This window comes from Plantactinospora soyae (genome assembly GCF_014874095.1).
GTDB classification, from domain to species: domain Bacteria; phylum Actinomycetota; class Actinomycetes; order Mycobacteriales; family Micromonosporaceae; genus Plantactinospora; species Plantactinospora soyae.
In genome coordinates this window covers 4,141,238-4,167,906 of the sequence record NZ_JADBEB010000001.1, presented here as the reverse complement: position 1 = coordinate 4,167,906, position 26,669 = coordinate 4,141,238, and the positions used below count along the sequence as shown (strand labels likewise).

At 72.3% G+C, this 26,669-nt stretch carries 20 protein-coding genes; 9 read left to right on the top strand and 11 right to left on the bottom strand.

The features are described 5' to 3' along the window. Position 1: 1 nt before the first annotated feature. The 3 genes from hemQ to hemE are packed head-to-tail and all read right to left on the bottom strand — an operon-like array spanning position 2 to position 3,314. Complete coding sequence (gene hemQ / locus H4W31_RS18625) at positions 2–724, bottom strand: hydrogen peroxide-dependent heme synthase (protein ID WP_192767821.1); 723 nt, start codon at positions 722–724, stop codon at positions 2–4. Beyond that, positions 721–2,196, bottom strand: coding sequence for a protoporphyrinogen oxidase (hemG, locus tag H4W31_RS18620; protein ID WP_318783261.1), 1,476 nt, complete (start codon positions 2,194–2,196; stop codon positions 721–723). The genes hemQ and hemG overlap by 4 nt, the downstream gene beginning before the upstream one ends. Before the next feature lie 35 nt (positions 2,197–2,231). Next, on the bottom strand, positions 2,232–3,314 hold the full coding sequence (hemE, locus tag H4W31_RS18615) for a uroporphyrinogen decarboxylase (protein WP_192767820.1): 1,083 nt from the start codon (positions 3,312–3,314) through the stop codon (positions 2,232–2,234). A gap of 191 nt (positions 3,315–3,505) precedes the next feature. Here hemE and H4W31_RS18610 point away from each other — a divergent pair, with 191 nt between their 5' ends. Both H4W31_RS18610 and H4W31_RS18605 read left to right on the top strand, forming a co-directional pair. Next, positions 3,506–4,078: a DUF3000 domain-containing protein gene (locus tag H4W31_RS18610; RefSeq protein WP_192767819.1), complete on the top strand. Its 573-nt coding sequence runs from the start codon at positions 3,506–3,508 to the stop codon at positions 4,076–4,078. Between the two features lie 146 nt (positions 4,079–4,224). Beyond that, positions 4,225–5,544: a ribonuclease D gene (locus H4W31_RS18605; RefSeq protein ID WP_192767818.1), complete on the top strand. Its 1,320-nt coding sequence runs from the start codon at positions 4,225–4,227 to the stop codon at positions 5,542–5,544. Positions 5,545–5,648: 104 nt separating this feature from the next. On the opposite strand, the gene galE is transcribed toward H4W31_RS18605, so the two are convergent. After that, on the bottom strand, positions 5,649–6,683 hold the full coding sequence (gene galE / locus H4W31_RS18600) for a UDP-glucose 4-epimerase GalE (protein ID WP_192767817.1): 1,035 nt from the start codon (positions 6,681–6,683) through the stop codon (positions 5,649–5,651). A 284-nt stretch (positions 6,684–6,967) separates the two neighbouring features. Between galE and H4W31_RS18595 the strand changes: the two genes are divergently transcribed. Both H4W31_RS18595 and H4W31_RS18590 read left to right on the top strand, forming a co-directional pair. Beyond that, complete coding sequence (locus H4W31_RS18595) at positions 6,968–8,161, top strand: thiolase family protein (RefSeq protein ID WP_192767816.1); 1,194 nt, start codon at positions 6,968–6,970, stop codon at positions 8,159–8,161. A 58-nt stretch (positions 8,162–8,219) separates the two neighbouring features. Beyond that, positions 8,220–10,322 carry a 3-hydroxyacyl-CoA dehydrogenase NAD-binding domain-containing protein gene (locus tag H4W31_RS18590; protein ID WP_192767815.1) on the top strand — a complete coding sequence of 701 codons (2,103 nt, stop codon included), beginning with the start codon at positions 8,220–8,222 and terminating at the stop codon, positions 10,320–10,322. Between the two features lie 157 nt (positions 10,323–10,479). Here H4W31_RS18590 and H4W31_RS18585 read toward each other — a convergent pair whose 3' ends face one another. Then, positions 10,480–10,863 carry a VOC family protein gene (locus H4W31_RS18585; protein ID WP_192767814.1) on the bottom strand — a complete coding sequence of 128 codons (384 nt, stop codon included), beginning with the start codon at positions 10,861–10,863 and terminating at the stop codon, positions 10,480–10,482. 299 nt (positions 10,864–11,162) lie between these two features. Here H4W31_RS18585 and H4W31_RS42860 point away from each other — a divergent pair, with 299 nt between their 5' ends. Continuing rightward, positions 11,163–12,008, top strand: coding sequence for a DUF2637 domain-containing protein (locus tag H4W31_RS42860; protein ID WP_318783260.1), 846 nt, complete (start codon positions 11,163–11,165; stop codon positions 12,006–12,008). 82 nt (positions 12,009–12,090) lie between these two features. On the opposite strand, the gene H4W31_RS18575 is transcribed toward H4W31_RS42860, so the two are convergent. From H4W31_RS18575 to H4W31_RS18565, 3 genes are all read right to left on the bottom strand, one after another. Beyond that, positions 12,091–13,278, bottom strand: a complete 1,188-nt coding sequence (locus H4W31_RS18575; RefSeq protein WP_192772208.1) for a sensor histidine kinase — start codon at positions 13,276–13,278, stop codon at positions 12,091–12,093. Between the two features lie 8 nt (positions 13,279–13,286). Further along, positions 13,287–13,973: a response regulator transcription factor gene (locus tag H4W31_RS18570; protein WP_192772207.1), complete on the bottom strand. Its 687-nt coding sequence runs from the start codon at positions 13,971–13,973 to the stop codon at positions 13,287–13,289. Positions 13,974–14,071: 98 nt separating this feature from the next. Then, positions 14,072–15,442 carry an outer membrane protein assembly factor BamB family protein gene (locus H4W31_RS18565; protein ID WP_192767813.1) on the bottom strand — a complete coding sequence of 457 codons (1,371 nt, stop codon included), beginning with the start codon at positions 15,440–15,442 and terminating at the stop codon, positions 14,072–14,074. Between the two features lie 127 nt (positions 15,443–15,569). Between H4W31_RS18565 and H4W31_RS18560 the strand changes: the two genes are divergently transcribed. Continuing rightward, positions 15,570–17,498, top strand: a complete 1,929-nt coding sequence (locus H4W31_RS18560) for a hypothetical protein (RefSeq protein WP_192772206.1) — start codon at positions 15,570–15,572, stop codon at positions 17,496–17,498. Positions 17,499–17,569: 71 nt separating this feature from the next. On the opposite strand, the gene H4W31_RS18555 is transcribed toward H4W31_RS18560, so the two are convergent. Both H4W31_RS18555 and H4W31_RS18550 read right to left on the bottom strand, forming a co-directional pair. Then, positions 17,570–19,561 carry a hypothetical protein gene (locus H4W31_RS18555; protein WP_318783259.1) on the bottom strand — a complete coding sequence of 664 codons (1,992 nt, stop codon included), beginning with the start codon at positions 19,559–19,561 and terminating at the stop codon, positions 17,570–17,572. Continuing rightward, positions 19,558–21,555, bottom strand: coding sequence for a hypothetical protein (locus tag H4W31_RS18550; protein ID WP_192767812.1), 1,998 nt, complete (start codon positions 21,553–21,555; stop codon positions 19,558–19,560). Before H4W31_RS18550 ends, H4W31_RS18555 begins: the two co-directional genes overlap by 4 nt. Positions 21,556–21,754: 199 nt before the next feature. Here H4W31_RS18550 and H4W31_RS18545 point away from each other — a divergent pair, with 199 nt between their 5' ends. After that, a complete protein-coding gene (locus tag H4W31_RS18545; RefSeq protein ID WP_192767811.1) occupies positions 21,755–22,942 on the top strand; it encodes a hypothetical protein in 1,188 nt (395 codons plus the stop codon). A 66-nt stretch (positions 22,943–23,008) separates the two neighbouring features. Here the strand turns inward: H4W31_RS18545 and dxs are convergent, their stop codons facing one another. Beyond that, the gene (gene dxs, locus H4W31_RS18540; RefSeq protein WP_192767810.1) at positions 23,009–25,009 is read right to left on the bottom strand and encodes a 1-deoxy-D-xylulose-5-phosphate synthase; all 2,001 of its coding nucleotides are present in this window, start codon (positions 25,007–25,009) and stop codon (positions 23,009–23,011) included. A gap of 455 nt (positions 25,010–25,464) precedes the next feature. On the opposite strand from dxs, the gene H4W31_RS18535 reads away from it, so the two are divergent. Together H4W31_RS18535 and H4W31_RS18530 are read left to right on the top strand one after the other, a co-directional pair. Next, positions 25,465–25,716 carry a hypothetical protein gene (locus H4W31_RS18535; protein WP_192767809.1) on the top strand — a complete coding sequence of 84 codons (252 nt, stop codon included), beginning with the start codon at positions 25,465–25,467 and terminating at the stop codon, positions 25,714–25,716. A gap of 158 nt (positions 25,717–25,874) precedes the next feature. Next, on the top strand, positions 25,875–26,654 hold the full coding sequence (locus H4W31_RS18530) for an RNA ligase family protein (protein WP_318783257.1): 780 nt from the start codon (positions 25,875–25,877) through the stop codon (positions 26,652–26,654). The last annotated feature ends 15 nt before the right edge of the window (positions 26,655–26,669 follow it).

Here is a 26,669-nt window from a genome sequence, read left to right as displayed (position 1 = left end):
GCTACGGAAGCGCGTTGACCAGTTCGCCGATGCTCCGACGGCGACCGGTGTAGAACGGCACCTCCTCGCGGACGTGCCGACGGGCCCGGGAGGCCCGCAGGTCGCGCATCAGGTCGACGATCCGGTGCAGTTCGTCGGCCTCGAAGGCGAGCATCCACTCGAAGTCGCCGAGTGCGAACGAGGCCACCGTGTTCGCCCGGACGTCGGGGTAGCCGCGCGCCATCTTGCCGTGCTCGGCCAGCATCTCCCGGCGCTCGGCGTCGGGCAGCAGGTACCACTCGTACGAGCGGACGAACGGGTAGACGCAGATGTAGGCGCGGGCGGGCTCGCCGGCCAGGAACGCCGGAACGTGGCTCTTGTTGAACTCGGCCGGCCGGTGCAGCGCCATCTGGGACCAGACCGGGGTGAGGTTCCGGCCGAGGGCGGTCCGCCGCAGTCGCCCGTACGCGTCCTGGAGCGCGTCGCTCGACGCCGAGTGCCACCAGATCATCAGATCCGCGTCGGCGCGCAGCCCGGAGACGTCGTAGCTGCCCCGCACCACCACGTCCTTGCCGGCGAGCTCCTCGAACAGCGAGTCCACCTCGGCGGCGACGCCGTCGCGTACCTCCGGCAGCGGGCCGGCGGCCCGGAACACCGACCACATCGTGTACCGGACGCTCTCGTTCAGTTCACGCAACCGCGCCGCGTTGCTCTGCTCCGAGCCGCCGGTCTGCTCCGCACTCATGTCCTCGATACTCCCAGCACCTTGATGATCTCCTCCGCCGCGGTCTCCCCGGACCGTACGCAGATCGGGATGCCCACCCCGTCGTAGCCGGCGCCGGCCAGCGCGAGGCGGGGATGTGCGGTCCGCAGCGCCGCCCGGGCCGCGCCCACCCGGTCCAGATGACCGGGGGCGTACTGCGGCAGCGCGCCGCCCCAGCGTTGCACGTGGGCGGCGACCGGCTCGGGCAGGTCGGGCCCGAGCAGCGTGGCCAGATCCCGGTGTACGGCCGAGATCAGCTCGTCGTCGGCGCGTTGCAGCAGGTGTTCCTCGCCGTACCGGCCGACCGAGGCACGCAGCAGTACGGTGCCGTCCGGCCGGCGCAGGTGCGCCCATTTGCTGGTGAAGAAGGTGGCCGCCTTGATCAGGGTGCCCTCGGTCGCCGGCACCAGGAAACCGGACAGCTCCGCCGGCACCAGGCGATCCGCGCCCGCCGGCCCGGCACCACCGGGTGCGGCGGACAGCGCGCCGTCGGGCAGCGCCAGGCTGACCAGCGCCACGCTGGCGTAGTCGAGCCGGCCGACCAGCGCGCCGATCGCGACGTCGACCCCGGCCAGCAGCCGGGCGGCCGGACGGGCCGGCAGGGCCAGCACCACCGCGTCGACCTCGACCAGTTCCGGGTCGCGGGTCGGGCCGATGACCAGCCGCCAACCGGTCGGGACGGGCGCGAGTTCACGTACCGCCGCGTTCAGTCTGATCTGGGCGCGGCTGGCCTCGGCGGCGGCGGCCACCAGCCGGCTCACCCCGCCCCGCACGGTCGCGAAGACCGGCGTACCGGCGGGACGCGGGGCCGCGGCCAGGGCCGCCCGTACCGCCCCGGTCAGCGTCGGTTCGGTCCGCGCCGCGCGGGCCAGTCCGGGCATCGTCGCCGCCAGCGACAACTCGTCGGCCCGGCCGGCGTAGACCCCACCGAGCATCGGGTCGACCAGCCGGTCGACCACCTCGTCGCCGAGCCGGCGCCGGACCAGGTCACCGACCGTCGGATCCTCGTCCGGACCGAGCAACGGGCCGCCGCCGTCGCGGTCCCGCTCCGCCGCCGGCCGGGCGACCGTCGCCACCGACTCCAGATTCCCGGGTACGCCGACCAGGGTGCCCGGGGGCATCGGCCGTAGCTCGCCACCGATCGCCAGTGCCGCCCGCCCGGTCGCCGGATTCACCAGCTCGTCGGCCAGACCGACCCGACGGGCCAGCGCCACCGCGGCGGAGTTCCCGCCGGCCGGGTCACGGACCAGGAATGCCTCGGCACCGAACTCGACCGTCGAACCGGCCAACGAACCGGTCCGGAGTTTGCCGCCGAGGTCGCCGGACTGCTCGTACACGGTGATCGTGGTGTCCGGCGGAAGCCGGTCGCGCAGCCGTACGGCGGCGGCCAGCCCGGTGATTCCGCCACCGACCACGGCGATCCGCAGGCCAGCGTCCCGTGTCGTGTCGTTCACGCCGTCACCTCGCTCACGCGTGCCCGCCTTCCCGCTCAGCTCGCGGACACCTCGTGGACCAGGGCGACGACCCGGGTCAGCACCTCGGGGTCGGTCTCCGGCAGCACTCCGTGCCCGAGGTTGAAGATGTGTCCCGGCGTGTTGACGCCCTCGGCGAGCACCCGCCGCACCTCGGCCTCGACCACCGGCCAGGGGGCGAACAGGATCGACGGGTCCAGGTTTCCCTGCACCGCCTTGTCCGGCCCGATCCGCACCGTCGCCGCGTCCAGCGGGGTACGCCAGTCCACCCCGACCACGTCCGCCCCGGCCTCGGACATCGCGCCGAGCAGTTCGGCGGTGCCGACCCCGAAGTGGATGCGCGGCACCCCGGCGTCGGCCAGCCCGGTCAGCACCGCCGTCGAGTGCGGCAGCACGAACCGGCGGTAGTCGGCCTCGGAGAGCGCGCCGGCCCAGGAGTCGAAGAGCTGCACCGCCGAGACGCCCGCGGCGATCTGCACCCGGAGGAAGGCCAGGGTGATCTCGGCCAGCCGGGCGAGCAGCGCGTGCCAGACGTCGGGAGCGCCGTGCATCAGCGCCTTGGTCCGGACGTGGTTGCGCGACGGCCCGCCCTCGACGAGATAGCTGGCCAGGGTGAACGGCGCCCCGGCGAACCCGATCAGCGGAGTGTTCCCGAGTTCGGCGACCAGCAGCCGAACCGCCTCGTCCACGTAGGACACATCAGCGGGGTCGATCGGCCGGATCCGCTCGACGTCGGCGAGGCTGCGGACCGGCTCGGCCACCACCGGACCGGTGCCGGGAACGATGTCCAGGTCCACCCCGGCGGCGGCCACCGGTACGACGATGTCGCTGAACAGGATCGCCGCGTCGACGTGGTGCCGACGCACCGGCTGGAGGGTGATCTCGCGGACCAGCTCGGGCCGGCGACAGGACTCCAGCATGCCGATACCGGCCCGGACCTCGCGGTACTCCGGCAGCGAGCGGCCCGCCTGCCGCATGAACCAGACCGGGGTGTGCGGCACCGGCTCGCGCCGGCAGGCCCGGACGAAGGGTGAATCCGCCGGCCCACCCGTGGTCGGTCTGTCGTCTCGGGCGGCGTTGCCCGCAGTCGTGGTGCTCATCGGCGCAATCGTGCCACGCGGCCCGCTGCCGGTGACGCGCACCGCCGGGTTTTGTGGCGTACCCGGCCCGCGCTGGACGTACCGCCGGCCGCCGTTGCCGGGCCCGTCGGTCCGGCATCGGCGCCCCGAGGGCCGGACCTGCCCGGCGCGGCGGTCCACCACCACGCACACGATCGGCTTAGGCTGCGGATATGGCGTCCCCGATCGTGCAACCCGAGACCTTCGCCCGTGCGGTGGCGGGGTTGCGCTCGGCGGAGCCGCGCGAGGAGATCCTGCTCGAAGAGGTGGGCGCCCCGCAGCGCCTCGCCCCGTACGCCTTCGCGTTGAGCGCCACCGTTGCGCGTGACGGCGAGGAGGTGGCCACCGGACGCCTGATCCTGCTGCACGATCCCGCCGGACACGAGGCGTGGCAGGGCACCCTGCGCCTGGTCACCTACGTCACCGCCGAGCTGGAGATCGACCTCGCCGCCGACCCGCTGCTGCCCGGCGTCGGCTGGACCTGGCTGACCGACGCGCTCCAGGCCCGGGAGGCGGCGTACCGGGCGCTCGGCGGCACGGTGACGCAGACCATGTCGACCCGGTTCGGCGACCTGGCCGGCCCGCCGGCCGCCGGTGACATCGAGATCCGCGCGTCCTGGACGCCGACGGACGACGACCTGCGGGCCCACCTGCTGGCCTGGTGCACCCTGCTCGCCTCCACCGCCGGCCTGCCGCCGCCCGGAGTCACCGCACTGCCCCGGTCCCGTCCGGCCGGAGCCGCCTGACCGGTCGGCATTCCGGTACGACCGGCCGCTTCCGCGCTGCGCCGGGCCGGAATCCCAATCGCGCCAACAGCCCCAGCCGTCGCACCGGACCCGACTCGCCGGACCGGCTGCGTCGGGGCGATCGGGGCTAAGACTAGGGTTGTCAGGTGACCGACGAACCACCCCTGCGCCGTCGGGCCGCGCAACGCCGAGCAGGGGACGAGCCGCACAGCCTTCCGGCGCCCGCGTCGGAACCCGAGACCGTGGGGCCCGACCCAACGCCCGGCGGGCCCGTACCGCTTCTCGCCCCTCGTGACGGCACCCCGGCCCCGATCGAGACACCTGCCGGCCTGGCCGAGCTCGTGTCCCGATTTGCCGGGGGCACCGGCCCGGTCGCCGTTGACGCCGAACGCGCCTCCGGCTATCGCTACAGCCAACGCGCCTACCTGGTCCAGCTCCGGCGAGCCGGGGCGGGCACCGTACTCATCGACCCGCTGCCCCTGGGCGATCTCCGTACCCTCGACGAGGCGATAGCCGACGCCGAATGGGTACTCCATGCCGCCAGTCAGGACCTCGCCTGCCTGGCCGATCTCGGTCTACGCCCACGCCGGCTCTTCGACACCGAACTGGCCGCCCGGCTGGCCGGCTTCGAACGGGTCGGTCTGGCCGCGCTGACCGAAGCGCTACTCGGCTTCACCCTGGAAAAGCACCATTCCGCCGCCGACTGGTCCAGCCGGCCGCTGCCGGAGTCCTGGCTGACCTACGCCGCGCTCGACGTGGAGATGCTCACGGACCTGCGGGACGCGCTGGCGGTCGAACTGGAACGGCAGGGCAAGGAGAAGTGGGCGGCGGAGGAGTTCGCCGCGCTGGTGGCCTGGGGTTCCCAGCCGCTGCGGCAGCGTCCCGACCCGTGGCGTCGTACCTCCGGTATCCACCGGGTGCGGGGGGCTCGGGCCCAGGCCCGGGTCCGGTCGCTGTGGTACGCCCGGGACGAGATCGCCTCCCGCCGCGACTCCGCGCCCGGCCGGGTACTGCCCGACGCCGCGATCATCGCTGCGGCCGAGATGGATCCGAAGGACGAGCGGACCCTGCTGATGCTGCCCGGCTTCGGCGGGCGGTCGGTCCGCCGGCTGGTCCGCACCTGGCTGGAGGCGTTGGCCGACGCCCGGCAACTGCCCGACGACGCGTTGCCGGTGAGCCCGACGATCGACGGCCCACCGCCACCGCACCGGTGGGCGGAGCGGGATCCGGTGGCGGCGGCCCGGCTGGCAAGGTGTCGCGAGGTGGTCACCCGGATCGCCGCCGGGCACACCCTGCCGCCGGAGAATTTGATCACACCCGACTCGGTACGCCGGCTGGCCTGGATACCGCCCGAGGAGATCAGTCCGGGGACGGTCGCCGAGACGCTGCGCGGGTACGGCGCCCGGAGCTGGCAGGTCGGCCTGATCTCCGAGGAACTCGCGGTGGCGCTGGCCGAGCCGGCCTGACGTCCCCGATGGTCACCCGGCCGGATCCCACCGGCCGGGTGACCTCGACACGCCGGACCTCGGCGGGTCGCTCCCCCAGCGGGTCGGTGCCGGCCCCGGTGGGGTCAGCGTGCCGGCACCGGTGGGGCCGGTACCTCCGCCCGGGTGCCGAGCACCTGGTCGCGGACCCGGGCCCAGGCCAGCGAGTGCCGGATCGCGTCCGCTACCGAGAACTCGGGCTTCCAGTCGAGCAGGGTGCGGCACCGGGTGCTGCGGGTGAACGAGCCGGCGCCGTCGCCCGGACGGGCCGGCGCCTCCCGGATCCGCAGCGGCCCCACGGCCTCGGCGAAGGCGGCGACGAGTTCCCGGACGGTGGTGCCGTCGCCGGTGCCGAGGTTGACCACCTCCACCGACCGGTCGCCGTCGACCGGAAGGATCTCGTCGAACCGGCGCAGCGCCTGGACGTGCGCCCGCGCCAGATCCCAGACGTGTACGTAGTCACGGATCCCGGAGCCGTCCCGGGTGGGCCAGTCGGTGCCGGTGATCAGGAACTCCTCGTCGTCCTCCCAGGCGCTGATCATCCTGCCCAGCGCGTGGGTGGGCTCGATCACCTGGAGGCCGGTACGCAGTTCGGGATCCGCGCCGATCGGGTTGAAGTAGCGCAGCGACAGCACCCGCAGCGGGGTGGCCCCGGCGGTGTCGGCGAGCACCATCTCCATCAACGCCTTGGTCCGGGCGTACGGGCTGGTCGGCTCCAGCGGGGACGTCTCGTCGACGGAGAAGTCGTCGCCGGTGCGGTAGATCGAGGCCGACGAGCTGAAGACGTACCGGTGTGTCCCGTTGCGCAGCACGTGGTCGACGAAGTCCAGGGACTTGGCGACGTTCTCCCGGTAGTAGCGCAGCGGCTCGGCCACCGACTCCGGCACCACGATCAGCGCCGCCGCGTGCACCACGGCACTGATCTCGGGATGCTCGGCGAAGATCCGGTCGACCAGTGGTCCGTCCGCGATGTCGCCCCGGTAGAAGGTGCGGCCCCGGGTGAACTCGACCCGTCCGGTGCAGAGGTTGTCCAGGATCACCGGCTCGATGCCGTCGTCCAGGCAGGCCGAGGCGATGGTGCTGCCGATGAAGCCCGCACCCCCCGCGACCAGGACCTTCATCCCCGTACCTCCGCCCGCGCCGCCCGCGTCCGGGCCACCATCGGCGACGGATCACGCCCCGGTTAAGCCGCTTTTCGGTATTCCTGGCCGTTTAACGGCAGATAGCGGGGATTACGGTCATCCAGCCGGACCATATGTGGCCCGGGCCACACGGGGGGCGCAAACGACAGTAGTTACCGGCTAGTAGCATCCGAGGTACATGCCCGTGTGCCGGCGACCTTCATCCGGTCCGTCGTGCCGCCTGTCGGCGCGAAGGTCGGATTCTGGTCGAAGAGGAGGCTCAAGTGCCCCGTGAAGTCCGGGAGGTCGTCTTCGTCGACGGCGTCCGCACCCCGTTCGGCAAGGCGGGTGGGATGTACGCCCACACCCGCGCCGACGATCTGGTGATCCGCTGCATCCGCGAACTGCTGCGCCGTAACCCGCAGCTGCCGCCGGAGCGGGTCGACGAGGTGGCCATCGCGGCCACCACCCAGATCGGCGACCAGGGACTCACCATCGGCCGTACCGCCGCGCTGCTGGCCGGCCTGCCGAAGACCGTGCCGGGGTACGCGATCGACCGGATGTGTGCCGGTGCGATGACCGCGGTCACCACCGTGGCCGGCGGCATCGCCATGGGCGCCTACGACGTGGCGATCGCCGGCGGGGTCGAGCACATGGGCCGGCACCCGATGGGCGAGGGCGTCGACCCGAACCCGAGGATCCTGGCCGAGAAGCTGGTCGACCCGTCCGCCCTGGTGATGGGCTCCACGGCGGAGAACCTGCACGACCGGGTGCCGCACATCACCAAGGACCGGGCCGACGCGTTCGCGCTCGCCTCGCAGCTCAAGACCGCCAAGGCGTACGCCAACGGCAAGCTCCAGGACGACCTGGTGCCGGTGGCGGTACGCGACCCGGAGACCGGCTGGGGGCTGGCCAGCGTCGACGAGGCTCCCCGAGAGACGTCGCTGGAGAAACTCGCCACCCTGAAGACCCCGTTCCGGCCACACGGGCGGGTCACCGCCGGCAACGCGGCGGGGCTCAACGACGGCGCCACCGCCAGCCTGCTCGCCGCCGAGGAGGTGGCCCGGGAACTGGGGCTGCCGGTGGGGATGCGGCTGGTGTCGTACGGCTTCGTCGGGGTCGAGCCCGAGGTGATGGGCTACGGCCCGATCCCGTCGACCGAGAAGGCGCTGCGGATCGCCGGACTCTCCATCGGGGACATCGGCCTGTTCGAGCTGAACGAGGCGTTCGCGGTGCAGGTGCTGGCCTTCCTCGACCACTTCGGCATCGCCGACGACGACCCCCGGGTCAACCAGTGGGGCGGCGCGATCGCCATCGGCCACCCGCTCGCCTCCTCCGGGGTACGGCTGATGACCCAGCTCTCCCGGCAGTTCGCCGAGCACCCCGAGGTGCGGTACGGCGTCACGGCGATGTGCATCGGGATCGGCATGGGCGGCACGGTCATCTGGGAGAACCCCAACTGGGACGGTGACAGGTGAGCACGAGGAGTGAGCCGGTGTTGCGAGCCCCGCGGTGCGATCGGAGGTCGGTGCAGAAATGACGGTTCCGCGTAACCCGAACGAGGTGATCACCCGGTCGCTGCTGCGACTGGTGAACGTACCCGGGCTGGACCGGCCGGCCGCACTGATCACACTGGACAACGGCTTCGACCACACGAAGCCGAACACCTTCGGGCCGGCGGGACTGTCCAGCCTGGACAACGCCGTCACCGAGGCACTGGCCGCCGATCCGGCGTTCGTCGCGGTGACCGGCAAGCCGTACATCTTCTGTGTCGGCGCCGACCTGACCGGCCTGCCGCTGCTCGCCGACCGGGCCCAGGCCCGCGAGATCGGCCTGCTCGGGCACCGGGTCTTCGCCCGGCTGCGCGACAGCACCGTGCCGACGTTCGCCTTCGTCAACGGCGCCGCCATGGGCGGCGGCCTGGAACTGGCCCTGCACTGCCACTACCGGACGCTCTCCGGCGGCGCGGCGGCGCTGGCGCTGCCCGAGGTCTCCCTCGGGTTGGTGCCCGGCTGGGGCGGCACCCAACTGCTGCCGAACCTGATCGGGATCGCCGGTGCCGCGCAGGTGGTCATCCAGAACCCGTTGATGCAGAACAAGATGCTCAGGCCGAAGCAGGCCGCCGAGCTGGGCCTCGCCGACGTGCTCTTCGAGCCGGCCGACTTCCTGGAGCGCTCGCTGGAGTGGGCGGCCGGGGTGGTCGGCGGGACGATCGAGGTGACCCGGCCGGAGGTCGACCGGGAGATGTGGGACGGCGTGCTCTACTTCGCCCGGCAGATGCTGGACGAGCGGTTGCACGGCGCGGTCCCGGCCGCGTACAAGGCGCTGGAACTGCTGGAGCTGGCCCGGGAGGCGCCGGCCCGGCGTACCCCGGGCGACGCCCCGGACAACCTGCCCGCCGGAATGGTCGCCGAGGTCGACGCGCTGGCCGAGCTGATCTTCAGCGAGGAACTGCGCAGCGGCCTGTACTCCTTCGACCTGGTGCAGCGCCGGGCCAAGCGGCCGGCCGGGGCACCCGACAAGGGGCTGGCCCGCCCGGTGACCAAGGTCGGCATCGTCGGTGCCGGCCTGATGGCCTCGCAGCTCGCGCTGCTCTTCGCCCGCCGGCTCCAGGTGCCGGTGGTGCTGACCGACCTCGACCAGTCCAGGGTGGACAAGGGCGTCGGCTACGTGCACGCCGAGATCGACAAGCTGGTCGGCAAGCGCCGGCTTTCCGAGGGTACGGCCGCCACGCTGCGCGGTCTGGTCAGCGGCTCGGTCGACAAGAGCGCCTTCGCCGACGCCGACTTCGTGATCGAGGCCGTCTTCGAGGACCTCGCCGTGAAGAAGCAGGTGTGGGCGGAACTGGAGAAGATCGTCTCGCCGGAGGCGGTACTCGCCACCAACACGTCGTCGCTGTCGGTCAGCGCGATGGCCGCCGACCTGGAGCACCCGGAGCGGGTGGTCGGATTCCACTTCTTCAACCCGGTCGCCGTACTGCCGCTGCTGGAGATCGTCCGGGGCGAGCGGACCGACGAGGTGACCCTGGCCACCGCGTTCGCGGTCGGCAAGGCGCTGCGCAAGTCCTGCGTACTGGTCGCCGACGCCCCGGCGTTCGTGGTGAACCGGCTGCTCACCCGCTTCCTCGGCGAGATCTTCGCGGCCGTGGACGCGGGCACCCCGCCGGAGGTGGCCGACGCCGCCCTCGACCCGCTCGGCCTGCCGATGCGTCCGCTGGCACTGCTCCAACTCGTCGGGCCGGCGGTGGCGTACCACGTCGGCGGAACGCTGCACGCCGCCTTCCCGGACCGGTTCGGGGTCAGTGACAACCTGCGGCGGATCGCCGAGTCCGGCCAGCCGCTGGTGGTCGACGGCGCCGTCAACCCCGAGGTCGCCGGGCTGCTCCAGGTGGGTTCGTCGCCGCTGACCCCCGAGCAGGTACGTCAACGCGCGCTGGACGCACTCGCGCAGGAGACCCGGCTGATGCTGGACGAGGGCGTGGTGGCCGAGCCACAGGACATCGACCTGTGCATGCTGCTCGGCGCGGGCTGGCCGTTCCACCTCGGCGGCGTCACGCCGTACCTGGACCGGACCGGCACCTCCGAACGGGTCACCGGCCGCCGCTTCCTGCCCCGGGGCGCGGCCAGCCTGCCCTCCTGATCGTCGTCCATCCCCCACAGATCGTGGTGATCGGGGACCTGTCCCGGCTCGCGGCACGTCGCTCGCCGTACGCCAGGGTTCCCGGTCACCACGATCGACAGGTCCTCCTTCGCACGGTCTGGGAGAGACGCCGGACGGGAGAGTCAGGCGGTCGCCGTCAGCCGGCCCGCTCGGTGGCGCTGCGCAGAACGCAGAACTCGTTGCCCTCCGGGTCGGCGAGTACGGCCCAGCCGGTGCCGTCCGGCTCGCGGTGGTCGGCGACGTGGGTGGCACCCAGCCCGATCAGGCGATCGACCTCCGCGTCCCGGCTCCGGTCGGTCGGTCGCAGGCAGATGTGCAGTCGGTTCTTTCCCGACCTGCCCTCCGGCACCCGCTGGAAGTAGACGTCCGGACCGACACCGTCGGGTGGAAGCAGCACCGTCTCGTCGTCGCCGGGCTGGTCCTCGGGGTGGCGGGAGCGGTCGAGCGCCTCGGCCCAGAAGCCGGACAACTCGTACGGGTCGGCAGAGTCGAAGCTGATGTTTTGGATCACAGAACTCACGTGCGCTACCTCCACAGTGGATGAACCTGTCGCACCGAGGCGGACGGTCGGCCGGGCGAGGCGGGACAAAGCGGGCCGGGGCGGGACGAGGCGCGGAGCACCCCGATGCTCGTCGTCCGCCGCTCGCGACGGCCGAGGCTCGCACGGTGAGCACACGGAACGCAAACCCTTCGTGAGCGACACGCCGGAGATCCGGTTATAGCACCGGCTAGCCGCCGCTGACCGTAAGGATGATCGACGGTCGGGCCGAATGGTCCGCTGGACCGAGAGGAAGCACGACGACAGGCAAGGAGTGACAGGTGCCCCTCCCACAGCTTCGCCGTGTCCGCTGGGCCGTACGCGCGACCCTGACCCTCGGGGTGGCGGCCTCGGTGGTGGCCAACGTCCTGCACGCCCGGGACAACCCGATCAGCCAGGCCATCGCCGCCTGGCCCCCACTGGCGCTCCTGCTCACCGTCGAGCTGATCTCCCGGGTACCGGTGCACCGCCGCTCGCTGGCGTTCGCCAGGATGGCCGCCACCGCCACCATCGCCGGGATCGCCGCCTGGGTGTCGTACTGGCACATGGTCGGGGTCGCCGCCCGGTACGGCGAGACGGGCGCGTCGCCGTACCTGCTGCCGCTCTCGGTCGACGGGCTGATCGTGGTGGCCAGCATCTGCCTGGTCGAGTTGGGTGGCCGGATCTCCATCGAGCAGGCCGAGAAGGCCGCGCGGGCCGAGGAACCCGCCGTCGCGACCGTCGCCGCGCCGGGCACCTCCCGGAAGACGCCTCGGGTCGCTCCGGTGCCGGCCACACCGGCCGTCCCCGGGTCCGGCGATTCCGGGTCGGGCCTCTCCGTTCCGGCAGCTCGCGGGTCGGGCGACCCCGGATCGGAAACTACCGGGCCGACCATCGCCGCCGCCCGTCCCCGCCCGGCGGCCGTTTCCGGTACGCCCCGGAAACGGGCCTCCTCCGGCAGCACGGCCGGCACCGCCACCTCGGCCCGACCCCGCCGACCGATCACCGAGACGGCAGCGCTCGCCGCCGCGATCCAGGCGGCCCGGCCGGAGGCGAGCGACGCCGACGTCGCCCAGGAACTCGGAATCACCGCCGCCCGGCTCCGGACGATCCGGCGTCAGGTCCGCGAACTCGACCTGGTCGCCTGAGCCGCCCGCACCCGCCGCCGAGTCGCAGAAGTGTTAGGAAGGGGCCCTTCTTCTACAGAAAACGATAGGAAGGGGCCCTTCCTTACCCCCCGACGACTGCGGAGGCGGCCACCACCGGGGTGGTGTCGGCCGCCGGCAGCGTCACGGTGACCTCCAACCCGCCGCCGCTCTGGGCCACCGCGCTGACCGTGCCGCCGTGCGCGTCGCAGACCGCCCGGACGATCGACAGCCCGAGCCCCGAACCCCGGGCTCCGGTTCGCTCCCGACCGCCGCGCCGGAACGCCTCGAACAACCCGGGTACGTCCACCTGCTCCACCTCGAAGCCGGTGTTGCCGACCACCAGCCAGGCCTGCTCGGGATCCGAACCGGTACGCACCCACAACCGGCCGTGCAGGTGGTTGTAGCGGATCGCGTTCTCCACCAGGTTGCCGGCCAGCCGCTCCAGCAGGCCCGGATCGCCGACGACCGGCGCCGGTTCCAGGGTCGTGTCGACCTGGAGCTTGAGCCGGGTCGCCTCGACCCGCATCGCGGAGAGCGCCGAACTCGCCCCGGCGGCGAGGTCGGTCGGCGCCTTGCGGGCCAGCCGGCGGCCGGCCTGGGCCTCACTGCGCGCCAGCACGAGAAGCGCGTCGACCAGGTTGTTGGCCCGTTCGGACGCGTCCCGGACCACGGTCGCCATCCGGCGGTACTCCGCCACGTCCGCCTCGTCGTCGGCCATCGTCACGTCGATCTCGGTACGCATCACCGCCAGCGGCGTACGCAGCTCGTGCGAGGCGTTGGCGACGAAGCGTTTCTGCGCCTCGAAGGCGCCACCGATCCGGTCCAGCATGGCGTCGAAGGTGCCGGCCAGCTCGGCCACCTCGTCGTCCGCCCCGGAGTAGCGGATCCGCTGGTCCAGGGTGGCCTCACCGAGCCGCCGCGCCGTCGAGGTGACCTGGTGCAGCGGCCGGAGTGCCCGGCCGGCGACCGCGTACGCCCCGGCGACACCGACGATGCTGATCGCCAGCAGCGCCACCAGGCCCTTGGCCAGCAACTCCCGCGAATGGGCCTGGACGAGCTGCTCCTGCCACTGTCTCGCGTCGATCGTCCGGCCGTCGGTCAGCTCGACGAGCGTGCCGGGCTGCAACTGCTCGGTCGGGCGCAGCGCGTCGCCGACCAGCAGCCAGGCGAGCAGCAGCAGGATCGCCCCGGCGCCGATCAGCAGTACCCCGTTGAGCAGGGTCAGCCGGAGCCGCAGGGTCGGGCGCAGCCGGGGCCGGCGCCGGGTCAGATAGACGGTCACGCGCTCACCTGGCCGGGTATGTAGGGGTCGGGCACCCGGTAGCCGGCGCCGACCACCGTCTCGATCAGCGGTGGGTCGCCGAGCTTCTTGCGCAGCGTCATCACGGTCACCCGGACGGTCGTGGTGAACGGGTCGGTGTTGGCGTCCCAGACCCGTTCGAGGAGTTCCTCGCTGGAGACCACCGCGCCGCGCGCCTTGAGCAGCTCCTCCAGCACGCCGAACTCCTTGCGGGCCAGGTCCACCACCACCCCGCCCCGGGTGGCGACCCGTTTGGCCGGATCGACCACCAGGTCGGCCACGGCGAGCACCGGCGGAGTCACCGGGGTGGCGCGGCGGCCGAGGGCCTGCACCCGGGCCACCAGTTCGTCGAAGGCGAAGGGTTTCGGCAGGTAGTCGTCGGCGCCCAGCTGCAACCCCTCGACCCGGTCGGCGACCGTGCCGCTCGCGGTGAGCATCAGCACCCGGGTCAGGGTTCCCGAGGTGACCAGGTCGGCGCAGATCTGGTCGCCGTGCACGCCGGGCAGGTCCCGGTCCAGCACCACCACGTCGTACCGGGTGACGAAGGCCATCTCGTGCCCGGCGGACCCGTCGTACGCCACGTCGACCGCCATGCCCTGCCGACGCAGTCCCCGGACGATCGCGTCGGCGAGATTCCGCTCGTCCTCCACCACCAGTACCCGCACCATGACCTCCCCGGCCGCTCGTCCAGGGACAACCTATCCGTGGTCGACAAGTCACCGGCCGGGGACGCGCCTGCGCCGGTGTCCGGGGCCGGCCTCGGCTACCGCTGTAGCTGCCACAGCCCGATCGAGCCGTCGGCCAACCGGCAGCGCAGCGTCTCCCCGCTGAGCCCGCAGTCGCCGGAGACACCCTCCAGGACCGTCAGCACCCGGGTCCGCAGGGTCGTCGTGTCGATCTCGGCCACCCAGGCCCGACGGTTCGCGCCGATCCGGATCCCGATCGGCCGAGGATCTCCGGCCTCGCTGTCGACCAGCTGCCAGGAGCCCAGCTCGGCGAGCACCCGTCCGGTGGCGGGATCCACGGCGTACTGGAGATTGGGGGTACCGAAATCCGAACCGGCGGTGGCGATCCAGACGTCGCCGGCCAGCAACAGGCTGGTCCAGCGGGAGTCCGACCATCGGACCTGACCCGTCCGACCGTCCCGGACCCGCACCCCGTTGTCCCGCAGGTAGGTACAGAGCTGGGACCCGCAGGTGACCGGCCCGTACTCCAGGCCCTTCTCATTGGGGATCGACCACCTGCGGTCCAGCCTGTCCGGCCCGTGCCACCCGTACGCGGTCAGCGACCGCCGTTCGTGCACGATGACGAGGTCGTCGACGACGTCGACGTACCAGTAGTTGTCGGTTCGCTCGGTGGGCGGTGGCAGCTGGGCGGTCCGGATGACGGCACCCGTGATCAGGTCACGCATCTCGATGCGTTCCGACGCGACCAGCGCCACCTTCGGACCCTGGCCGAGCATCGAGTGGTCGTACGCGCGCCGGGCACCGGCCGGCGTCGGCATCGACCAGCGCACGTCTCCCGACGCCGGGTCCACCACCTGCAGGGTCCCCGGCGGGCGTTCCTCGACCGGGTCCTGTTCGTCCCCGTCCAGCGGATTCCAGCCCTCCGGCCCGGCCCAGAGGACGAGGTCACCCGTGCCGCTGATCGCCTCCAGCGTCGCCGCCCGGTGCCAGGAGAGCGCCCCGGTCGTCGCGTCCACCGCGGTGACCACGATCTGTCCGCCCGACGGTTGTTCCGAGTACGACACCAGCACCAGCGTGTCGCCGAGCAGCATCGGCTGGCTCACGTCGCCGGGTGGCAGGGTCGTCCGCCAGCGTGGCGTGCCCTCGGGCAGCCGGTACGCGGCGATTTCCCGGCCGGACGTGTACGTCCCCACCCCGGCGACGACGAACACCCGGTCCCGGTCCGCCAGGACCATCGCGCCGAGCCGGGCCGGGACGTCCACCGCCCGCCACGGCCCGGGAAACGGGTTACCGGCGGCCATCGTGGCGAGCAGCCCGACGAGCACCGCCGGCAGCCCGACCCGGAGGAGCATCGACCGACGATCTCCGGGACGAGGCGCCCGCTTCCCGGTGCCGACCAGATCGTGCGCCGGCTCGGCACCCAGTTCACCCAGCTCGATGGTGGGCATGCACTTCCCTCCCGAGGATCCGGCGACGTCCCCACCCCGCGCTCCGGCACACTCCGGATGGACCACACCGGGTAGCGGCAAATCGGACGCGAAGCCACCTGTACGATGGCGCCTCGTGGCAGTTCCGGTGGTGGACAACTCTTCGGACGCCGAGGCCGGCTCGACCGAGACCGGTCGACCTCGCCGGTGGCGTAGGTTCCGGGCACCCGCGCGGGCCGACGTACTGGTCATCGGAGCGTACGTCCTGCTCGGTGTCTTCGTCTGCGCCAACTACTGGGCCGACATCCAGCACCGGGTGTCGTCGCACCTGCCCACCGACCACAGCTGGTTCGAGTGGCTGCTGGCGCACGGCGCGTACTCGGTCCAGCACCTGGAGAACCCGCTCTTCTCGGCCCGGCAGAACGCGCCGGACGGGGTCAACATGATGGCGAACACGTCGGTGCTCGGCATCAGCCTGCCACTGGCCCCGATAACGCTGCTCTTCGGCCCGCAGGTGTCGTACTCGGTGTATCTCGGTGGTGCGCTGGCCGCCACGGCCGCGACCTCGTACTGGATGCTCTCCCGCCACCTGGTCGCCTCCCGGGGCGCCGCGTTCGTCGGCGGCGCGTTCCTCGGTTTCGCGCCCGGCATCATCCACCACGCCAACGGCCAGCCGAACTTCGCGTCGAACTTCCTGCTTCCACTCATCGTGGTCCGGGTGCTCCGGCTCGGCGAGCCGGGCCGTTGGCTGCGGGGCGGAGTGGTGCTGGGGCTGCTGGTGACGTACCAGATCTTCATCAACGAGGAGATGCTGCTGCTCACCGCGCTGGCCTGCGCGGCGATCGTGCTGCTGTACGCCGTCTTCCGGTGGTCGCAGACCCGGGCCCGGGCGTGGAACTTCCTCCGTGGGCTCGGCGTCGGCGGTGCCCTGGCGCTGCTGCTGGCCGGCTACCCGATCTGGTACCAGTTCAACGGCCCGCAGTCCTACCGGGGGTTGCAGGGCGGCGTCTTCCACAACTGGGGCGAGGACCTGCGGGCCTTCGTGACGTACTCCCGGGACACCATCGCCGGCTCGCCGGAGGTGGAGAAGACCATCGGGATGACCGAGCAGAACACCTGGCTCGGTTGGCCGCTCGTCGGGCTGGCCGTGTTGGTCGCCGTCCTGCTCTGGCGCACCAGCGTGACCGCCCGGATCGCCTCGCTGCTCGCCGTCGGATTCGCGCTCGCCTCGCTGGGGCGGCAGGTCCGGATCGACGGCCGGGTGACCGAGATCGAGGGTCCGTGGCACCTGCTGCCCGAGGATCTCCCGCTGGTCGAGATGATGATGCCCACCCGACTGAGCCTGGTCACGGTGGCCGCGGTCGGCATCCTGATCGCGCTCGCCTGGAACGAGGTCGCCAGGACCCGGACGGGTCCGACCGGGCTGGCCGGTATCCCGCTGCCGGGCAACGGCAGGCCCACGAACGGGCTGTCCGGCAACGGCAGGCCCAGCACCGTCGCGCTGGACGGCGGCACGGCGGTCGACGTACCCGGCCGGCTGGAGCCGGCCCGGCCACGGCTGCGGATCCTGGCGTACGCGGCCATCGCGCTCGCGCTGCTGCCGATCTTCCCCCGCCCGCTGCCGGCCCAGCACATCGACCTGCCGCCGCACTTCATCACCTCCGGGGCCTGGCGGCCCTACGTCCCCGCAGGCCGCACCCTGGTGCCGGTGCCCATTCCGAGCAACGTGCACGGCCTCTCGACACTGAGGTGGAGCGCCCTGACCGAGCAGGCGTTCCCGATTCCGGCCGGCTATTTCATCGGGCCCAACGCGGAGGGCAGCGGCGTGTTCGGCGCCCCGTCCCGGCCGACCAGCATGCTGATCTACGGGACGATGGACCGGGGAGCGGCGCCGGTGGTCACCGAGGAGAACCGGCGCCAGGCGATCGAGGACCTGCGGTTCTGGAAGGCCTCCGTGGTGGTGCTCGGCGACCATCCGGCGACCCCGGCGCTGCACGTGCTGCTGGCCGGGCTGCTCGGTCCGGGTCAGCGGGTGGACGACGTCTGGCTCTGGGACGTCCGCCCACTGGTCGGCTGACTCCCGGCCGATCCGGCCGCCGGCCGAACCGTTCCACGGCCGTACCGGCGGGTCGGCTGATCGGCGGCGGGTCAGCCGTCGACCTGGGCGCGGACGTCCCATACCCAGGCGCCGGAGATGTCCCGCCCCGGGCCGAGGAGCCGGTCGAGCGTCTCCTTGACCGGAGCGCCCCGGTGCAGGCCGCCCTGCACCACGATCGCCGCCCGCCAGTGCCGGAGATCCTCGATCGCCTGCCGGCGTTCCGCGTCGCCGATCACCGGCACCTCTCCGCTGCGGGCGACCCGGCCGAGCAGCACCGCCGTCGGCCGGTCCGGCGAACCCCACCGGGCCTGCCGGTCGTCCGCACCCGTCGGGCCGATGAAGTACCCGCCCGGCGCGGTGAACGCCAGCCCGGTCCGCGCCGACCAGTACATCCCGGCGATCGCCTCGCTGCCCGTCGTCGGCGGCACCGGCACGAGGGTGCGCCCCGGCGGCACGTACGACCGCCACTGCCCGCTGGCGATGAACTCCGGGACCGGCCAGACCGGCTTGGTGACCAGCGGCGCCGGCGCCACCGGCAGCAACACGGCGACGACCGCCCCGGTCCAGAGCAGCCGGACCGGCACCCGTGCGCCCAACGGAGCCGGTCGGTCGGTCGCGGGATGCGCTCCGGCGACTCCAGCGGCTCCGGCGACTTCGGCCGGCCGGTTGGCCCGGTCGAAGACCCGCTCGAAGGAGATCGCCAGCAGGATCGCCAGGACCGGCACGCAGATCAGCGGAAACCGGGCCGGCACCGCCAGGTCGATCAGGGGCAGCCCGGAAACCAGCCGGTACGGGCCTTGCAGGTCGAGCGGTTGCCCGCCGAGCCGTACGGTCTCACCCAGCGCCAGCGCGGCGAAGACCACCGCACAGAGCACCAGCGCCTTGACCAGGGGCCGCCGCCACTGCCAGATCGCGATCACCGCGCAGAGCACGATCAACCCCAGGCCGAAGAAGGAGTTCTCCTCGGTCGCGTTCGGTGAGAGCAGGCCGGGCACCGAGTCGTACCCGGTGATCGACTGCCGGGCCACCGCGGTGAACGACTCCAGGTCCAGGGCGTACGCGGCGGGGTCGAACGGCAGTCCCCGGTAGTGCCCGGGGCCGAAGAACTGGAACCACAGCGGGTACGCCAACAGCACCACCCCGGTCACCGTGCCCACGCCCAGCCGACCGAGGAACGCCGGAGCCAGCCGTCGGGCCGTCGCCGGAGCCGCCACCGCGTAGCCGACGGTGAACAGCCCGCAGGCGAGAACCAGGAAGGCCAGCACCTCCTCGCCGAGGAAGACCTGATAGGTCACCAGCAGTCCGAGCAGTACGCCCCGGCGCCGTACCCGGTCGGTACGCGGGTCGAAGACCACCCAGAGGATCGCCGGGACCAGGAACTGCGAGATCATGTGCAGGTGCCCGGTGGCCTGGGAGATCATTCCGGGCGCGAACCCGCAGAAGAGCCCGGCCACGGCCGCGCCGGGCCGGGACGGAACGAGGCGCCGGGACAGGAACAGGTACCAGGCGGCGGCCGTACCGGTCAGAGAGAGCACCACGGCGAGCAGGTAGCTGGTCTGCGAGCCGAACAGCAGGGTCACCGGGGTCAGCGGCAGGCCCAGGCCCAGCACCGACGTGTTCGCCATCAGGTTGATCCCGTCGGGCGCGTTCAACGCGGTGCTGTAGAGCGGATTCTCCAGCCCGGTCACCGCCTGGGCGGCCCGGGAGAGCATCCACTCGAAGAGCATCATGTCGTTGTCCGCGTACGTCATCCGGTCCCGGTTCAGCCAGAGCGGAGAGGTGACGTAGCCCGCCACGGCGAGGTAGAACGTGAGAACGGCTCCGTCGACGAGCGGCCCGCGACGTCGTCCGGCCCAGGCAGCCGCAACGGTGCCGAGCCGGCCGGTACGGGCCCGCAGCGCCCGGAACCAGCCGGTGCGGGCCGGCCAGCCGTCCGGCCGTACCCACCACCACCGGCGGTTCACCGGCGGCGACCCGGGCGCGTCCGTCGGGACCGCGACGTCCTCCGGCGCGGTCTCGGCGGGGCGACCCGGCCCGCTCACCCAGCTGTACGGTCAGTCAGGGCGCGGACGTCCCATACCCACACGTCGGCCCGACGCTGGGCGGGGCCGGCGATCTGGTCGACGGTGCGGTGCAGCGCCTCGACGTTGTCCTGCCGTACCGGCAGCACCAGGATCGCGGCCCGCCAGTGGCGCAGTTCGTCGAGAGCACGTCGACGCTGCCGGTCGTTCAGGGTCACCGGGCGGCCGGTCGTGGCCACCTCGTCGAGCACGGCGCTGAGCCCGCTCGGGCGTCCGCCGAACCGTCCCGGATCGCCGGTGTTCCCGTTGCGGGGCGCGAGGAAGTAGCCCCCGGGAATCTTGAAGTCGAGGTTGGTGGACGCGGCCCAGCGCATCCCGTTGGTGTGTCCCATCGCCGGGATCGGCACCGGCACCAGCGTCTGCTCGGGCCCGACGAAGGGGCGCCACTGCCCGGACGTGATGAAGGTCGGCACGGGTGGCCGACTGACCTCCCGCAGCGGCAGCGGCAGGATCGGCACCAGCGCGATGGCCAGCGCGGCGACCACCACCGTACGCAGCATCCGCCGGTCGGCGATCTCCATCGCCCAGGCGCGGTCGGTGGCCAGGGCGAGCAGAAGTCCGACCACGACGGTGGTGATCAGGCCGAACCGGGTCGGCACCACCGCGTCCAGCAGCGGCGCCTTGACCAGTACGTCCCACGGCCCCCAGAACGCCCCCCGGTTCCACCAGGAGATCCGCTCGCCGAGGGAGAGCACCGCGAAGATCAGGCCGGTGACCGCGAGGGCCCGGATGATCACCTCACGCCGGAGCCAGGCCACGATCGCCACGGTCAGCAGCGCCAGGCTCCAGCCGAAGAAGGCGTTCTCCTCCGAGTAGTTCGGCGCGAGGTCGAGGTTGGCCCGCTGGTTCCCGCCCAGCGTGGTGGAGCCGGGCACGAAGAACGCCGCGAGGTCGTTGCCGTAGTCCCGGACCGCGTCGCTGAGCCCGTGGTACGCCTGCCGCCCGGCGAACTGCACCAGCAGCGGGTACGCGAGCAGCGCTCCGGCGAGCACCGTGCAGACCGCCAGCCCACCGAGGAGCGGTCGCCACGCGGCGGCCCACCGACCCGACTGCTGCACCACGACGGCGAACAGGAAGATCCCGCAGGCCAGCGCGGTGAAGAGCAGGATCTCCTCGTTGATGAACGCCTGGTAGGTGACCAGCAGCGCGAGGATCACACCGTCCCGGATCACCCGGGTGGACCGGGTCAGCACCATGACCCGCCAGACGATGAACGGCAGGAGGAACTGCGAAATGATGTTGGGGTGCCAGTTGGCGTGCGACAGCAGCGCCGGGGAGAAGCCGCAGAACCAGCCCCCGACGATGGCCGCGATCGGCGCCTTCACCAGGTGACGGGAGATCACGTAATACCAGGCGGAGGCGGTGCCGGCCAACCCGAGCGTCACCAGGACCACGAACGAGACCGCCGGCCCGAACAGCAACGTCACCGGCACCATGGGGATGCCCAGCCCCAGGATCGCCGTGTTGGCCATCAGGTTGACGCCATCAGGATAGTTCAACCGGTCGGTGAAGAACGGGAACTCGCCGTGCAGCACCACCCGGACCGAATGGGCGAGGAAGTACTGCACCTGGGCCGGGTCGCTGCTGTAGAGCGACGCCACCCGACCCGCCGGGTCCAGCCAGATCTGACTGGTCACCCAGAAGGCGGCGACCAGGAAGCACGCGTACACGGCGAGGTCGCGGCGCCAGGTCGGCCAACGCGGCGGGCGGGTCGTCGGAGTACCGCTGTTCCGGTCCGGCGTACCCGGATCCTCGACGGCGGCGCCGGGTCGCGAACCCGTCTCGGGATCGGCGGCCGAGCCCGCTCCGGGCGTGGCGGCCGGCCCCGTTCCGGCATCGGCGCCCGAACCTGCCGACTCCGCCGCGCCCCCGTCGGTTCCGGTCGCCGTGCGCCCTCCGGGCTCGGGGCCCTCCGGGTCCGGTGTGGTTTCGAGACGTGGCTCGGCAAGCGTCACAGTCGGCGGAGTCTACAGGAGTACCCGATTGGTCCCGGATGCCTGGGCGGCCGGTTACCGCAGGGCGAGCGGCATCTTCCGCCGACCCGCAGCGGGGCGGACCCGATCGGCTGGCTTTGCCGGGTGATGCCCGGCCGGCGTCCGAGATCTCGTAGGATGTGGCTTCTGTAGACAGCTGAGGCGGATCGGGGGCACAGCGGTGGGTTCAGTCCCTCGTACCGGGATCACCGGCGCGGTGTTGGTGCTGGCTCTCCTCGCGGGCGGATGCGGGACCGTGCCGAAGGAGCCCGCGGTCGCGTTGCGGGTCGGCTACGACACACTGGATGGCACCCTCCAGGTCTGGCCGTCCCGGGGCACGCTGGCCGGGGATCCACAAGCGACCACCGCCGTGGCGAAGGCCGTGGACGAGTGGCGCTCACCGGTCGAGGACCGGGTCCACCTCCCCTCGTCGGGGATCCTCTGGCTCGGCGAGGTGGACGGCGCCCGGCTGGCACTCGTCGCCGCCGACGTACCGGGCGAGTCGGCGTCCTGGTTGCTGCAACTGACCAGCGACGGCACGGACTTCCGCGTCGACCGGGCGGTCGAGTACACCGATCCGGGCTACCTGGTCTACTCCGACGTACTGCCGGTGCAGCTTCCCACCGGGCGGCGCTACCTCGTCTCGGCCCGGGTGGACCGCCTCCTCGGACCGGACCGCCAGACGTTGGCCGTCACGGACGGCCTGACCGCCCCGGTCGCCGTGCCGGCCTGCGCCGCCGCCACCGTCACCGCCCGGCTGCGCCCCAGCGAGTCGCTGCCGAGCGGCAAGTCCGCCGACCGGCTCGTCGATCTCGGCACCGGTACGGCCGGACCGCGCTATCCGCTGGTCAACGACGACACCGCCTCGGCGGGGGCGGCGCTGCGCGGGCTCGACACCTGCCGACTCGGCGAGAAGACCGGCGCCTTCGGCAGCATCGCGCACCGGGTGCACGGCCGGGTCCATCCCGGATCGGTGCCGGCGTCCTGGCCGATCGACCAGGTCAGGACGAAGACGCTGGGCGAGGTCGCGCTCGACGACTCCGGACGGCTGAGCAAGCTCGAGCAGCTCCGCTGGCGTACCGACGACGGCGTGATGACCGCGGTGATGGTGCGGCCGGCCGACGGCCCGCCGGTGGTGTCGGCCGCGGACCGGTCCGAGCCGCTCCAGGGGTACCTCCTGCCGCTGCCCAGCCCCGTCGTCGTACTGGTCTGGGAGGACAGCTCGGAGAGCAGCCTCACGCTGCCGCCCGGTACGCCCCGCCGGATCGACCGCCCCGGTCTGGTCGTCCTGGACAAGCCGACCAGCAGGCAGACGTACAGCCTGACGCACTCTGACGAGACGATCCAGCGCTCGTTCGGCGGCAACTGACCAACCCGGTAGAGCGACGACGGGCCCGGTCAGGTCGACCGGGCCCGTCGGTTCGTTGGCGCGGGATCAGCCGCGTCCGTTGCGGCCCTTCGCCGTCCGGTCGCCACCGTTGGCGGCGGTCACCCGGACCGGTGCGATGGACTCGTCGTCGAGCTGGGAGACCCAGCCGGTGACGTCCCGGGCCACATCCTGCGCGGTGAGTCCCAGGTCGGCCAGGATCTGCGCCCTGGTGCCGTGCGGCTGCCAGACCGGCGGTACGCCCAGATCGCGCAGCGGCACCCGTACGTCCGCGTCCCGCATCGCCTTGGCCAGCGCGTCGCCGACACCGCCGGCCCGTACGCCATCCTCGACGGTGACCACCAGCCGGTGCGCGCCGGCCAGGGTGACCAGCTCCGGTGGGATCGGCCGGACCCAGCGCGGGTCGACGACGGTGACGCCGTAGCCCTGCTCGGCGACCCGGGCAGCCACCTCCATCCCGAGGTGCCCGAACGCCCCCACGGCGACCAGCAGCACGTCGGCACGGGCGGACTCGGCCAGCACGTCCACGCCGCCCGACACCGAGCCGGCGGCGGTGACCCGACGGATCGCCGGCAGATCGGCCGTGACCGATCCGGTCGGGAACCGCAGGAGGGTCGGCCCGTCCTCGACCGCGACCGCCTCGTGGAGTTCCGCCCGCAGGGTCGCGGCGTCCCGAGGCGCGGCGATCCGCAGCCCGGGAACCACCCCGAACACGGACATGTCCCAGATGCCGTAGTGGCTCGGGCCGTCCGGGCCGGTGATCCCGGCCCGGTCCAGCACGAACGTCACCGGCAGCTTGTGCATCGCCACGTCGAGCAGCACCTGGTCGAACGCCCGGTTGAGGAAGGTCGCGTAGACCGCCACCACCGGATGCAGGCCGCCCAGGGCGAGGCCGGCGGCCGAGGTGACCGCGTGCTGTTCGGCGATGCCGACGTCGTAGACCCGTTCCGGGTACTTGCGGGCCATCGCGGCGATCCCGGTCGGCTCGGCCATCGCGGCCGTGATGCCCACCACGTCGGGCCGCTCGTCGGCGACCGCGACCAGCTCGTCGGCGAAGACGTGCGTCCACTTCACCGAGGGGGCGGCGAGCAGCTTGCCGGTCTCCACGTCGAACGTGCCCGGGCTGTGCAGGCAGTCGGCGTCGTCCTCCTCGGCCGGGCGGTAGCCCAGACCCTTGCGGGTCACCGCGTGCACTATCACCGGCCCGCCGAAGCCCTTGGCCCGGCGCAGTGCCGACTCCATCGCGGCCACGTCGTGCCCGTCGACCGGGCCGAGGTACTTGATGCCCAGGTCCTCGAACATGGCCTGCGGGGCTACCGCGTCCTTGATGCCCTTCTTGACCGCGTGCAGCACCTCGTACATCGGCCTGCCGACCAGCGGGGTGGAGCCGAGCGCCTCCTTGACGGTGTCGAGCACCTTCTCGTAGCCGGGGTTGAGCCGCAGCGTCGAGAGGTGGTCGGCCAGCCCGCCGATGGTCGGGGCGTACGACCGGCCGTTGTCGTTGACGACGATGACCAGCGGATTGCGGGCGGCGGCGATGTTGTTCAGCGCCTCCCAGCACATGCCACCGGTGAGCGCCCCGTCACCGACCACGGCGACGACGTTGCGCGACTCGCCGCGCAGGGCGTACGCCTTGGCCAGCCCGTCCGCATAGGAGAGCGCGGTCGAGGCGTGCGAGTTCTCGATCAGGTCGTGTTCGCTCTCCGCCTGGCTCGGATAGCCCGACAGGCCGCCGCGCTGTCGCAGCTGGTCGAAGCCCTCCTGCCGACCGGTGAGCATCTTGTGTACGTAGGCCTGGTGGCCGGTGTCGAACAGAAAGCGGTCCCGGGGCGAGTCGAAGACCCGGTGCATGGCGAGGGTCAGCTCGACGACCCCGAGGTTCGGGCCGAGGTGCCCACCCGTCCGGGACACCTTGGCGACCAGGAAGTCCCGGATCTCGGCGGCGAGCAGGTCGAGTTCGTCGCCGGACATCCGCTTGACGTCCTGCGGTCCTCGCACCGCGCCCAGCAACCGGCGGGCGGAATTCGTCTCCTCGGTACGGTCGCTCATGCCACCACCTCGCCGTGCTCGGCAGGCGTATCGGGCCGCACGGCACTGGGCTGGCTGATTCGCTCCCTACACAGGCTCATAGCCGCAGAGTCTATCGGGGCCGGTACGGCCCGCAGCCGGGCCGCCAGAGGACCGGGGTCGGATCCGGTGAAGATCGGTGGTGGATCCGGTGAAGATCGGTGTCGGGCCGGCTTCCGCAGGCCAGCTGAGACGCGTCGGCGGGCAGGGTAGTCGACGCCGACCGCTCTCCGGTGGCGAACCGCTTCGCCACCCGGCGCAGAGCCGTCGGCGATCAGCAGAGTCCCGTTGACCGGACGGTGCTCCGGTAGCGGACAGTCGACGTCCCCCAACCGCGAGTGGTGGGGAGGGACTCGGCCAAACGAACGAAAAATCGGGCAGATACCGCGAAGAGCCGTAGCATGGCCGGTAACCCCACCCTCCCCTAAGGTCTCGACATGTCGCCTGCTGGCCCCCGCCCGAGCCGCTTTCCCGGCCGCGCCCGTAGCGCCCCGATGTCCGGCCGCTACGCCGCGGGTCAGGTACTCGCGGTAGGCATCGTGCTCCTGCTCGCGCTGCCACTACTTCCGTTCATCCTGCTGATCGTCGCCTGGATCCGGTTCCGCGACCGGGCCTCCGCCCGAGCCGCGCGCCGCGATTCGGAGGCTGTCTCCACCGGCCGCCGGGCCGCCGTACACGTCACCTCCTGATCGCGGTCACGGCACGGCGAGGACGCCGGCACGTCCTCGCCGTGCCGGGGCCGCGACGGTCCGACCCGTCGATATCTGCGTTGCCAGTTCGATCTCCATCCCCGAAGGTGGCCTGAGCCGCCACTCCGTTCGGGAGCGGCAGATGACGGGGAGACAGCGTGTCCGACTTCGACGTCCGTACGGCGGACCTCTCGATCATCAACTCGATGACGAAGTACCCGTCGATCCCGACCTACCACGAACTCGACCCACGCAACGGCGGGCTGCTCGACGCGACCGTCCCGTTCGCCGGCCGGGTGTTCCTGACCGAGAAGATCGACGGCACCAACGGCCGGATCGTCTCGCTGCCCGACGGCAGTTATCTGATCGGCAGCCGCGAGGAACTCCTCTACGCCCGTGGCGACCTGATCGGCAATCCCGCCCTCGGCATCGTCGAGGCGCTCCGCCCGATCGCCGACCGGCTGCGGCCGACCGGACCGGACCGCATCGTGGTCCACTTTTTCGAGGTCTACGGCGGAAAGGTCACCGCCGGGTCGAAGCACTACACCAACGCCCGGACGGTGGGCGCCCGGCTGTTCGACGTCGCGGTCCTCGACGACCACGCGGAACTCCTGACCTGGCCGGCCGAGCGGATCTCGGCCTGGCGCGAGGCGGCCGGCCAGCGCTTCCTGGCCGAGGATGACCTGCTGGAGACCGCCGCCGCCGCGGGGCTGGAGACCGTGCCCCGGCTGGACGCGGTCGAGGCCACCGAACTGCCGACCGACCTCGACAAGATGTTCCGGTTCCTCGGCGAGTACCTGCCTTCGACGACGGTGGCGCTGGACGGTACGCCGGGTCGGGCCGAGGGCATCGTGCTGCGCTCGGAGACCCGTTCGGCGATCGCGAAGGCGCGCTTCCAGGACTACGAACGGACGCTGAAGCGACGCGGCGGCCGCTGACCGTCGACGGAGCCG